Genomic DNA, 10,162 nt, shown 5'->3' with positions numbered 1-10,162 from the left:
CAACTCCCCCGCCCCGGCCCGCGCCAGATCCGCCCGCACCACCCGGACCCCCACGTCCCCCAACTTCCCCGGATCCCGCACCACCGCCGTCACCTCGTGCCCGGCCCCCACCGCCTGCTCCAACAACTGCCGCCCGATCCCCCCGCTGGCAGCCACCACAGTCAGCTTCATCGTCTTCTCCCGTCGTCCCGATCACTCGCCAATTCCACTACCGAACACCACAGTTACCGCCCCCACTCGCCCCTCACCGGAGCCCGCGGCGCAGCCGCACTCCCACCCCTCCTCCCCTTCCACCACCCATCGCTCTCAGCCCTCCTCCCCCACCCGCGCGAGCTTGTCCGGGTTGGTCACGAAGTAGATGTCCGTGACCTGTCCCCCGTCCGCCGACAGGTCCAGCACCAGCACCGCGAACGGTGCCGTGCCGACGAACAGGACGGCTGACGGGTCGCCGTTGGTGGTGGCCCACTGGACCCGGATGCCTTGCGGGGCCCGGGTGGAGCCGCCGATGAGCAGTCGGGCGACCTGTTCGCGGCCGTGCACCGGGCGGGCCCCCGCGGCGGTCGCCTTGCCGCCGCCGTCGGCCCAGAGGGTGACGTCGGGGGCGAGCAGTTGCAGGAGCGCGTCGAGGTTCCCGCCGCCGACGGCGGCGGCGAAGCGTTCGGTGGCCTGGCGCCGGACCGCCGGGTCGGCCCGGTAGCGGGGGCGCCGGGCGCGGACGTGTTCGCGGGCCCGGTGGGCGAGTTGGCGGACGGCGGCGGGGGTGCGGCCGAGGATCCCGGCGGTCTCCGGGTGGCTGTATCCGAAGACTTCGTGCAGCACGAACACGGCGCGTTCCAGCGGCGTGAGCGTCTCCAGTACGACCAGCAGGGCGATCGAGACGGCTTCGGCGCGTTCGCCCGGGTCCTCTTCGGCCGGGGCGACGAGCGGTTCGGGCAGCCAGGGCCCGAAGTAGCTCTCGCGGCGCCGGCTGATCTCGGTGCGTCGGGCGAGTGCGGTGTTGACCGCGGTGCGCACCAGGTAGGCGCGGGGGTGGAGGACCGGTCCGGCTTCGGCGGACCGGTGTCGGCCGGACCAGGCGAGCCAGGTCTCCTGCAGGACGTCCTCGGTGTCGGTGACGGTGCCGAGCAGGTTGTAGACCATCGAGAACAGCAGTTCCCGGTGGTCGGTGAACACCTCGGTGGCCTCGTCCATCGCGTCGCTCTCCTCCGTTTTCCGCTTCCGGCTGCATCCCGAGAGTGGCGGATGCCCCGGGGTGTGACACGGAGGCGGGAGGAAACGCGGAAGAGGTCCGCGCCGCTGTCGGCGGCGCGGACCTCTGCGCGACGGTGCCCGGGGCGTCAGCCCATGCTCTTCTGCCCGTCCAGGGACTCCCGGATGATGTCGGCGTGCCCGGCGTGCTGGGCGGTCTCGGCGATGATGTGCAGCACGGTGCGGCGGGCCGACCAGCTCGCGCCGGGGGCGAACCAGGGCGCCGCGGGCAGCGGCTGCGAGACGCCCAGGTCGGGCAGGCCGAGCAGCAGTTCGTCGGTGCCGCGGGCCACCGCCTCGTACGCGGTGAGCACGCCGAGCAGGGTCTCCTCGGGCAGCAGCCGGAACTCGTCCGCCCGGGCCTGCAGGTCGGCCTCGGTGAAGGAGCTGAAGTCCGGCATCGCGGACGGGCCCTGGACGATGAACGCCGACCAGGCCCGTTCCGTCGAGGTGACGTGCTTGATCAGGCCGCCGATGGTCAGCTCGCTGACGGTGGTGCGCTGCCGGGCCTGCTCGTCGGTGAGGCCGCGGGCGGTCAGCCGCAGGAAGTGCCGGATGGCGTGGAGCTCCGCGATCAGGTCGGCGTGCTCCGGGGTCGGCCCCTCGACGGTGGCGGCGGGGTACTGACCGTCCTCGGCCCGGACGGTCTCGACGGCCTCAGTGGTCTCGATGCTCATGGTGTCGCCCTCTCCGAAGTGCGGTGCCGTTGCGGTGCGTTGAGGTGCTCCGAGGCGGGTGCTCTGCGCGCTCCCCCTCGCTTCGTGTTCCACGTTACGGGCCATTGCGGCCACTTTCCGTCCGCAATTGCCGGAGGATGGAAACCATGGCCGACACCAGTGCCCGCACCCTGCGGCTGCTCACCCTGCTCCAGTCCCATCGCTACTGGCCGGGCGAGGAGCTCTCCACCCGGCTGGGCGTCTCCGCCCGCACCCTGCGCCGCGACGTCGACCGGCTGCGCGAGCTGGGCTACCCGGTGGAGGCCCGGCGCGGCGTCGACGGCGGCTACCAGCTGGCCGCGGGCGCCGCGCTGCCCCCGCTGGTGATCGACGACGAGGAGGCGGTCGCGCTGGCCGTCGGCCTGCAGGCGGCGGCGGACGGCTCGGTGGAGGGCATCGCGGAGGCGTCGGTGCGGGCGCTGGCCAAGGTGGTCCAGGTGATGCCGGCCCGGCTGCGCCGCCGGGTGGAGGCGCTGCGGTCGGTCACCGTCCCCGCGCAGTGGCAGACCGACACCGCCGCCCGGATCGACCCGGACACCCTGACCGCCGTCGCCCTGGCCTGCCGGGACACCGAGCGGCTGCACTTCCGCTACCGGGCCGCCGACGGCAGCGCCACCGAACGGCACACCGAGCCGCACGGCCTGGTCCGGCTCGGCCGCCGCTGGTACCTGGTCGCCTACGACCTCACCCGGCAGGCGTGGCGCACCTTCCGCCTCGACCGCCTCGCCGCCCCCGAGCCCACCGGCGCCCGCTTCCTGCCCCGCACCCTGCCGGCCGAGGACGCCGCCGAGTTCGTCCGGGCCGGCCTCCAGGGCCAGCCCCGCCCGCACCGGGTCGAGGTCCTGGTGGACGCCCCCGCCGCGACGGTCCGGCAGAAGATCGGCGCCTGGTCCGAGATCGAGGAGATCGCCCCCGGCCGCACCCGGGTGCGGATGAACGCCGACGCCCTGGAGTGGCCCGCGATGGCCCTCGGCTCGCTGGAGGTGGACTTCCGGGTCGTCTCCCCGCCCGAACTCGCCGCCCTGCTGGCCGCCTGGGGCGAACGCTTCACCCGCTGCACCGGCCCCGACGAGCGGGCAGAATCGGGCCGGTGACGACACCGCAGCTGCTCACTCCCGCCGAGGCCGCCGAACGCTCGGGGTTCAGCCTGGACACCCTGCGCTACTACGAACGGATCGGCCTGCTCACCTCCATCACCCGCGCCACCAGCGGCCACCGCCGCTTCACCCCCGAGGACATCGGCTGGCTCGGCATCCTGCGCTGCCTGCGCGACACCGGCATGCCGATCGCCGACATGCGCCGCTACGCCGAACTCGCCCGCACCGAGGGCCCCGAGAGCCTGCTCGGCCGCATCGAGCTCCTGGAACGCCACGACACCGCGGTCACCGACCACATCGCCCTGCTGGAACGCCAGCGCACCCACCTCCGCGACAAGATCGACCACTACCGCGGCGTCCTCGCCCAGGGCTGAGCCCTCGTCGCCGGGCCCCTGGGCAGCGGAGCTACCCGGCGGTAGGGTCGCCGCACGCTCGGGCTGGGTGATCTCGGAGGTTGCGGTGGAGTACGGCGAGTACCGGGGGTACGACGCGGTGGGGCTGGCCGCCCTGGTGGCGGCCCGGGAGGTGACGGCCGGGGAGCTGCTGGAGGTGGCGATCGGTCGGGCCGAGCAGGTCGGCGGGCGGCTGAACGCGGTGGTCCGGCCGATGCACGCGCAGGCCCGGGAGCGGGCGGCGGGGGAGCTGTCCGGCCCGTTCGCGGGGGTGCCGTTCCTGGTCAAGGACCTGCTCCAGGACTATGCGGGCCTGCCCACCGGCAGCGGCTGCCGGGCGCTGCAGGACGTCCCGGCGGCCGCGCACAGCGAGTCGGTGCGGCGCTGGCTGGACGCCGGGCTGGTGGTGTTCGGGAAGACCAACACGCCGGAGTTCGGCAGCAAGGGCGTCACCGAGCCGGCGGCCACCGGCCCGGCCCGCAACCCGTGGGACACCGCCCGCACCCCGGGCGGCTCCTCGGGCGGTTCGGCGGCGGCCGTCGCCGCGGGCGTCGTCCCGGTGGCGGGCGCCAACGACGGCGGCGGCTCGATCCGGATACCGGCGGCCTGCTGCGGCCTGTTCGGCCTCAAGCCGGGCCGCGGCCTGGTCCCGGCCGGTCCGGCCGCGGCCGAGCACCTGCACGGGGCCGCCACCGACGGCGTCGTCTCGCGCAGCGTCCGGGACACCGCCGCGATGCTGGACGTGCTGGCGGGCGCCCCCGACCCGGCCGGCCCGTACCTGCCGCACCGCTCCGCCGAGCCGTTCGCCGAACTGGCCCGCCGCGCGCCCGGCCCGCTGCGGATCGGCTTCACCACCCGTTCCCCGCTGGGCACCGAGGTGCACCCGCAGGCGGTGGCCGCCGTCGCGGACGCGGCGGCCCTGCTGGAGGAGCTCGGCCACCACGTCGAGGAGGCCGACACCGGCATCGACGAACGCGGCCTGGCGATGGACTTCCTGGCCATGTGGGCCACCGAGACCGCCGCCACCGTGGACGAGGTCAAGCGCCTGACCGGCTCCGGGAACGCGGGCTTCGAGCTCGACACCCACGTGCTGGCCGCCGCCGGCCGCCGGCTGCGCGCGCCCGCCTACTACGCCGCCCACCAGCGCTGGAACCGGTACAACCGGCAGCTCGCCGCGTTCCACACCCGCCACGACCTGCTGCTCACCCCGACCCTGGCGCAACCCCCGGTCCGGATCGGCGAGTTGGACACCCCGCCGGCGGTCCGGGCGCTGGCCCGGCTGCTGCTACCGCTCGGCCTGCTGGGCCTGCTCAGCCGGACGAAGGCGTACGAGGACGCGGTGATCGCCAACCTGGCGCCGGTCCCGTTCACCCAGCTCGCCAACATCACCGGCCGCCCCGCCGCCAGCGTCCCGCTGCACCGCACCCCCGACGGCCTGCCGCTGGGCGTGCAGTTCGTGGCGCCGCTGGGCGGCGAGGGCACCCTGCTCGCCCTCGCCGCCCAGTTGGAGTCGGCCCGCCCCTGGGCCCACCTGGAGCCCGAGCTCTGAGGGGGCCTCAGCCCATCGTCTTCTGCCCGTCCAGCGCCTCGCGCAGGATGTCGGCGTGCCCGGCGTGCTGCGCGGTCTCCGCGACCACGTGCAGCAGCACCCGGCGCACGCTCCAGACCGCGCCCGGCTCGAACCAGGGCGCGGCGGGCAGCGCCTGCTCGCTGTCCAGGTCGAGGGTGGCGACCAGGTTGTCGGTGTGTTCGGCGACGGCCCGGTAGCGCTCCAGCAGCACGTCCAGCGTCTCGCCGTCCAGCATCCGGAACTGTTCGGCCCAGCTGTCGGCGTCGTGCGGCGCGCCCTCGGCGTGCATCGCCTCGGCGCCGCCGACGGCGAACCGCAGCCAGCGCTCCTCGACCCCGGCGACGTGCTTGACCAGCCCGCCGAGGGTGAGTTCGCTGACGGTGGTGCGCTGCCGGGCCTGCTCGTCGGTGAGGCCGCGGACGGTGTAGCGCAGGAAGCCGCGCTGCTTGTCGAGCGCGGCCAGCAGGTCCGCGCGTTCGCCGGTGAGGTCGGTGATCGGGACGACCATCGTTCAGGCCACCTCCACCGTGCTCGGCGGTTCGCCCTCGGCGGCGCCCGGGTCGATCAGCGAGAACGCCGCGCCCTGCGGGTCGACGAAGGACGCGAACCGCCCGAACGGGCTGGTCATCGGCCCGAACACCAGCTGCCCGCCGGCCTGCGCGACCCGCCCGGCCGCCGCGTCGCAGTCGTCCACCACGAAGTAGACGCTGACGAACGGCGCCACCTGGGACGGCACGTCCGGCCCCATGCCCATCACGCCGAGCGCGGGCGTGTCGCCGAGAGTGTGGACGCTGTAGTCCACCTTGTCGTCGACGATCTTCCGCACCCGGTACGGGAACACCTGCGGGAAGAAGGAGTTGGCCGCGGCGGTGTCCCGGGTGAACACCTCCGCCCAGCCGTAACTGCCGGGCGCGTCACGCAGTTCGAAGCCCTGGTGCCGGTCGGCCTGCCAGACGCCGAACAGCACGCCCGCCGGGTCCCGGGCGATCGCCATCGAGCCGAAGTCGCCGACCTTCATCGGCTCCATCAGCAGCGTGCCGCCGGCCGCCCGGATCCGCTCCGCGGCGGCCTCCGCGTCAACCGTGGCCAGGTAGAGCACCCACGCGGAGCGGTCCTCCTGCCCGGGCGGCGGCGGGACGATCGCGGCGACCGCCTTGCCGTCCTTCGACGCCTGGGTGTAGCCGCCGAACTCGGACGCGGCCTCGCCGAACGTCCAGCCCAGCACCGCGCCGTAGAACGCCTCGGCGCCCTTCGGGTCGGCGAACATCGCGTCCGCCCAGACGGGTGTGCCCTCGGGTTGCGCTGCCATGCTGCGGCTCCCTCCGCCGTCGGCCCCCGGGGCGCCGCCCCGGGGGAAAGCACGTTCCCTGCCACGCTAACCAGTGCTCCCGGCGGACGCCCGGCGACGCGCTCGGCCGTACCCGAACGCCTGTTGCCCCGCAGTGACAATTCGCGCACCCTGCGGGGTCATTGGGCCGCCAAACTTGAGTCATCGCCCCGGACGACGGAACGCAAGAACCGGCGGGGGCCGACCCACCGCACACCACCGACCACCGTTCCTGGGGGGAACCATCCATGTCCGTGCGCGCCCGCCTCCGCCGCTCCTCCGCCGTCGCCCTCGTCTCCGCGGTCACCGCCGGCTCGGCCCTGCTGCTGACCGCCTGCGACCCGTCCGGCGACACCGCCGGCGCTCAGCCCACCACCACCGCCCCGAGCCGCACCGCCACGGCCACCCCGACCGCCGCCCCGACCGCGACCGGCACCCCGGGCACCTCCGCCACCCCGTCGGCCCCCGCGAGCCCCTCCACCGCGGCCACCCCGACCGCCACCCCGACCACCCCCGCCAAGCAGCCGTCGGCCACGCCGACCAAGGCCGCGCTCAACCTCACCAAGGGCACCGGGCTGACCATCAGCAACGGCACCCGCTACGTGGTGATGGACGGCCGGACGGTCGACTTCGGCACCGTGGTCCGCGACCTGGCCTGGTCCCCGGACGGCAAGCGCGCCGCCTTCGTCGACGGCGACGGCAACCTGGAGACCTCCGACCCGGACGGCAGCCACAAGGTCCTGGTCGCCAAGGCCCCCTCCGGCGTCACCTGGTCCCACCCGACCTGGCAGGTCTTCGTCCCCAGCGAGAACGACGCCGCCATGTACCTGCAGCCCAAGAACAACCTGCAGTTCACCGCCGACGACCACGGCACCCTGCGGCTGCTCACCGTCCCCTCCAAGGGCGGCACCCCGGCGCAGCTCTCCCTGGGCGTCTTCAGCGACCAGGACTCCAAGCCGCTCCCGGAGACCGGCAACCTGTGGCCGAACGGCGGCGGGCGCTACGGCTCCTCGACCTACGCCAACCGGAACGACGGCCAGGTGTACCTCCGCGACGACTACCTGCGCCAGCAGGGCGGCGCCGTCACCAAGGGCGCCCAGCCCGACCTGTCCGACCAGGGCGACCTGGTGTTCGTCCGCTCCGTCGACGGCCACGACCACCTGTTCACCAAGACCGGCGGCTACGACGGCCCGGAGCACGACCTCACCCCGAAGGCCACCACCGACTACACCGAGCCGGTCTTCTCCGCCGACGGCAAGACCGTCGCCTTCCGCGCCCCCGACGGCATCTACACCGTCCCGGCCAAGGGCGGCACCCCCACCAAGGTCTCCGACACCGCCGGCCTGCCCGCCTACCGCGGCTGAGCCGGACCACCCCGCCGCACCGTCCCGGTCCGCGCATTCAGGGTCCGCGGACCGGGACTCCCACCCGCCGGACCGGACGGCCCGGCCGTCCGGTCCGGCTCCTCTGTGCTACTCCACGATCCGCGCCAACTCTGCTTCCAAATTGGGCAGTTGCTGGTCGGCGTTGTCGTGCGGCAGCCACTCGACCGGATCGAGGAAGCGGAACAGCACCCGGTCCGGGGTGATCGCGTACTCGTACTCGGCGAAGCCGACCACCGCGCCCAGCTCCCCCCGGGCCGCCCCGCGCAGCACGTGCGCGGTGAGCCCGTCCGCCTCCTCGTCCGGCGCGGCCGACACCCGGCGGCGGGCGTTCGACCGGGCCAGGTACGGGCAGACCATCGAGGCGTACAGCATGCACGCCCGGTGGCCGGGCCCCTCCAGGGTGGGCGCCATGTTCCGGTAGGGCCGGCCGGCCGCCAGCGCCTCGCCGATCGCCGCCGCCTCCGTCCCGCCGACCACCCGCCACACCGTCCCGCGCGGCATCCGCGTGTTGCACACCGAGCACAGCCGCTCCCGGGCGCAGGCCGCGGACCGCTCGTGGTCGGTCAGCGCGAACTGCGGCTTCCCCTCCTCCCACGGGGTGATCGCGGGCACCGGGTAGCCCCGTTCGTCACGCGGGCGGGCCGCCACCGCGGGCGGCTTGGGAACGATGTCGAAGCGCATGGGCCCATCCCTATCACGCCCCTCCGGTCAGCCGCGCGGCACCGCGAAATCGACCAACTCGGCACGTCCCGGCACGAGTTGCCCCCATTCACCGGGCACCTCCAGCACCGCCACCCCGGCCGTCGAGAACTTCTCCCGCACCCGCTCCAGCGCCTCGCCCGCCCCCTCCCCGGCCAGCTCCAGCACCAGCCCCTGCACCTCGGGCCGGTGCCCGACCAGCATCACGGTGCGCACCACCGGCGGCAACTCCCGCAGCAGCTCCACGAGTTCACCCGCCTCGGCCCGGTACGCCCGCGGCTCCAGGACGAGTTCGGGCGCGCCGCCGAGCTCCGGCTCGGCCAGCTCCCAGGTCTGCCGGGTGCGCACCGCGGTGGAGCACAGCACCCGGTCCGGCACCAGCCCGTGCTCGGCCAGCCACCGCCCGGCCGCCACCGCGTCGGCCCGGCCGCGCTCGGCCAGCGGCCGCAGCTCGTCCGGGACGTCCGGCCAGTCCGCCTTGGCGTGCCGCAGCACGATCAACCGCCGCTGTTCCGTCATCCCCCCAGTGTGGCCCGCCCGCGCACGGCCCGGCCCGGGGACGCGCTGGCCGCCGCCGATACCGGCGGAAAACCGGACGACACCCCCGCTCCCGCCCGGTTACCGTCGGGGCATGCGTGCCCTGACCGAGTCCGAGATCCGCGCGTCCTTCGTCAACTGCTCCAAGGGCGAGGCCAAGCGGCTCCCCGTCCCGCGGGACTTGGCCGAGCGCCGCTGGCCCGACCTGGACTTCCTCGGCTGGCGCGACCTCGGCGCCCCCGACCGGGCCTACCTGGTCGCCGTGCTCGACGACCGGCCGGTCGGCATCACCCTGCGCTCACCGAACGTGAAGCGCAGCCTGACCCGCACCAACGTCTGCTCGGTCTGCATCACCGCCCACGCGGGCAGCGGCGTCTCCCTGCTCACCGCCCCCCGGGCCGGCGCCGCCGGCCGGGACGGCAACTCGGTCGGCACCTACCTCTGCGCCGACCTGGCCTGCTCGCTCTACGTCCGCGGCCTGCGCCGCACCGCCACCACCAGCCGCCCGGACGAGTCCCTCCCGCTCGAAGAGCAGATCGCCCGGACGACCGCGAACCTGACGGCGTTCCTCCGCCAGGTCCTGGCCTGACGCCCCCTCACCTCACGGCGCCGACTGGTACTCCACCGTCAGCACGGCCCGCCCCAGCGCGTGCGCCGTCAGGTTGAACCCCACCTGCGCGGCCGGCGTGTCCGGCCCGACCCCCAGCGTCGGCACGTCCAGCGCGTGCACCACGAACACGTACCGGTGCGCCGGCCCGGGCGGCGGCGCCGCCCCGTCGTACCGATGCCCCGGGAAGTCGTTGCGCACGTGGAACGCCCCGCCCGGCAGCCCCTCGTCATCGGCCCCCGCCCCCCGCGCCAACCCCGCCGTCTCCGCCGGCAGGTCCACCGCCAGCCAGTGCCACCACCCCGCCCCCGTCGGCGCGTCCGGGTCGTAACACGTCACCGCGAACGACCGCGTCCCCTCCGGAGCCCCCGCCCACGACAACTCCGGCGACACGTTCCCCACCCCGTACACCTGCGCGTCCGGCATCACCCCACCGTCCACCAGATCCGCACTGCGCACCTCGAACGCCGGCACCGGCGGCAAGAAGTCATACGAAAGCGGAATGCGCGCGGCCATCACTCACCATCCCCATCGAAGCAGTCCCAACCTCCCCGGCAGTCTACGGACCCCACCCCCGCCCCCCC

The 10,162-nt window shown here is 74.6% G+C and carries 13 protein-coding genes; 5 read left to right on the top strand and 8 right to left on the bottom strand.

What is annotated here, in order from left to right:
• The 3 genes from IH44_RS44950 to IH44_RS0136900 form a co-directional block, all read right to left on the bottom strand.
• Positions 1–171 (bottom strand): NAD(P)H-binding protein (locus IH44_RS44950; RefSeq protein WP_157852594.1); only part of this gene is annotated, 171 nt, incomplete at its 3' end.
• Between the two features lie 135 nt (positions 172–306).
• Positions 307–1,191 carry a sigma-70 family RNA polymerase sigma factor gene (locus IH44_RS0136905; RefSeq protein ID WP_035957463.1) on the bottom strand — a complete coding sequence of 295 codons (885 nt, stop codon included), beginning with the start codon at positions 1,189–1,191 and terminating at the stop codon, positions 307–309.
• Between the two features lie 146 nt (positions 1,192–1,337).
• Positions 1,338–1,925 carry a DinB family protein gene (locus IH44_RS0136900; protein WP_030464213.1) on the bottom strand — a complete coding sequence of 196 codons (588 nt, stop codon included), beginning with the start codon at positions 1,923–1,925 and terminating at the stop codon, positions 1,338–1,340.
• 146 nt (positions 1,926–2,071) lie between these two features.
• On the opposite strand from IH44_RS0136900, the gene IH44_RS0136895 reads away from it, so the two are divergent.
• From IH44_RS0136895 to IH44_RS0136885, 3 genes are all read left to right on the top strand, one after another.
• Positions 2,072–3,058, top strand: coding sequence for a YafY family protein (locus IH44_RS0136895; RefSeq protein ID WP_030464212.1), 987 nt, complete (start codon positions 2,072–2,074; stop codon positions 3,056–3,058).
• Positions 3,055–3,435 (top strand): MerR family transcriptional regulator, encoded by a 381-nt coding sequence (locus IH44_RS0136890; protein ID WP_035957462.1) that lies wholly within the window; start codon positions 3,055–3,057, stop codon positions 3,433–3,435. Before IH44_RS0136895 ends, IH44_RS0136890 begins: the two co-directional genes overlap by 4 nt.
• Before the next feature lie 67 nt (positions 3,436–3,502).
• The gene (locus IH44_RS0136885) at positions 3,503–5,002 is read left to right on the top strand and encodes an amidase (protein ID WP_232795242.1); all 1,500 of its coding nucleotides are present in this window, start codon (positions 3,503–3,505) and stop codon (positions 5,000–5,002) included.
• A 7-nt stretch (positions 5,003–5,009) separates the two neighbouring features.
• On the opposite strand, the gene IH44_RS0136880 is transcribed toward IH44_RS0136885, so the two are convergent.
• Together IH44_RS0136880 and IH44_RS0136875 are read right to left on the bottom strand one after the other, a co-directional pair.
• Complete coding sequence (locus IH44_RS0136880; RefSeq protein WP_030464209.1) at positions 5,010–5,531, bottom strand: DinB family protein; 522 nt, start codon at positions 5,529–5,531, stop codon at positions 5,010–5,012.
• A 3-nt stretch (positions 5,532–5,534) separates the two neighbouring features.
• Entirely contained in the window at positions 5,535–6,332 is a 798-nt protein-coding gene (locus IH44_RS0136875) for a VOC family protein (protein WP_030464208.1), read from the bottom strand.
• Between the two features lie 266 nt (positions 6,333–6,598).
• On the opposite strand from IH44_RS0136875, the gene IH44_RS43425 reads away from it, so the two are divergent.
• Positions 6,599–7,714: a PD40 domain-containing protein gene (locus IH44_RS43425; protein ID WP_030464207.1), complete on the top strand. Its 1,116-nt coding sequence runs from the start codon at positions 6,599–6,601 to the stop codon at positions 7,712–7,714.
• A 108-nt stretch (positions 7,715–7,822) separates the two neighbouring features.
• Here the strand turns inward: IH44_RS43425 and IH44_RS0136865 are convergent, their stop codons facing one another.
• Both IH44_RS0136865 and IH44_RS0136860 read right to left on the bottom strand, forming a co-directional pair.
• A complete protein-coding gene (locus tag IH44_RS0136865; protein WP_030464206.1) occupies positions 7,823–8,416 on the bottom strand; it encodes a hypothetical protein in 594 nt (197 codons plus the stop codon).
• Between the two features lie 27 nt (positions 8,417–8,443).
• The gene (locus IH44_RS0136860) at positions 8,444–8,953 is read right to left on the bottom strand and encodes a histidine phosphatase family protein (protein ID WP_030464205.1); all 510 of its coding nucleotides are present in this window, start codon (positions 8,951–8,953) and stop codon (positions 8,444–8,446) included.
• A 112-nt stretch (positions 8,954–9,065) separates the two neighbouring features.
• Here IH44_RS0136860 and IH44_RS0136855 point away from each other — a divergent pair, with 112 nt between their 5' ends.
• On the top strand, positions 9,066–9,560 hold the full coding sequence (locus IH44_RS0136855) for an FBP domain-containing protein (protein ID WP_030464204.1): 495 nt from the start codon (positions 9,066–9,068) through the stop codon (positions 9,558–9,560).
• A 12-nt stretch (positions 9,561–9,572) separates the two neighbouring features.
• On the opposite strand, the gene IH44_RS0136850 is transcribed toward IH44_RS0136855, so the two are convergent.
• Complete coding sequence (locus IH44_RS0136850) at positions 9,573–10,094, bottom strand: YbhB/YbcL family Raf kinase inhibitor-like protein (protein WP_030464203.1); 522 nt, start codon at positions 10,092–10,094, stop codon at positions 9,573–9,575.
• Between the last annotated feature and the right edge of the window lie 68 nt (positions 10,095–10,162).

It is taken from the genome of Kitasatospora sp. NRRL B-11411 (genome assembly GCF_000721345.1).
Classification (GTDB): Bacteria; Actinomycetota; Actinomycetes; order Streptomycetales; family Streptomycetaceae; genus Kitasatospora; species Kitasatospora cineracea.
This window is presented reverse-complemented; position numbering and strand designations above follow the sequence as displayed.

What these genes read in the sequence shown, in the direction of transcription:
- IH44_RS0136905 (WP_035957463.1), bottom strand. Translation starts at nt 1,191, where the DNA reads ATGGACGAGGCCACCGAGGTGTTCACCGACCACCGGGAACTGCTGTTC.
- IH44_RS0136900 (WP_030464213.1), bottom strand. Translation starts at nt 1,925, where the DNA reads ATGAGCATCGAGACCACTGAGGCCGTCGAGACCGTCCGGGCCGAGGAC.
- IH44_RS0136895 (WP_030464212.1), top strand. Translation starts at nt 2,072, where the DNA reads ATGGCCGACACCAGTGCCCGCACCCTGCGGCTGCTCACCCTGCTCCAG.
- IH44_RS0136880 (WP_030464209.1), bottom strand. Translation starts at nt 5,531, where the DNA reads ATGGTCGTCCCGATCACCGACCTCACCGGCGAACGCGCGGACCTGCTG.
- IH44_RS0136875 (WP_030464208.1), bottom strand. Translation starts at nt 6,332, where the DNA reads ATGGCAGCGCAACCCGAGGGCACACCCGTCTGGGCGGACGCGATGTTC.
- IH44_RS43425 (WP_030464207.1), top strand. Translation starts at nt 6,599, where the DNA reads ATGTCCGTGCGCGCCCGCCTCCGCCGCTCCTCCGCCGTCGCCCTCGTC.
- IH44_RS0136865 (WP_030464206.1), bottom strand. Translation starts at nt 8,416, where the DNA reads ATGCGCTTCGACATCGTTCCCAAGCCGCCCGCGGTGGCGGCCCGCCCG.
- IH44_RS0136860 (WP_030464205.1), bottom strand. Translation starts at nt 8,953, where the DNA reads ATGACGGAACAGCGGCGGTTGATCGTGCTGCGGCACGCCAAGGCGGAC.
- IH44_RS0136855 (WP_030464204.1), top strand. Translation starts at nt 9,066, where the DNA reads ATGCGTGCCCTGACCGAGTCCGAGATCCGCGCGTCCTTCGTCAACTGC.
- IH44_RS0136850 (WP_030464203.1), bottom strand. Translation starts at nt 10,094, where the DNA reads ATGGCCGCGCGCATTCCGCTTTCGTATGACTTCTTGCCGCCGGTGCCG.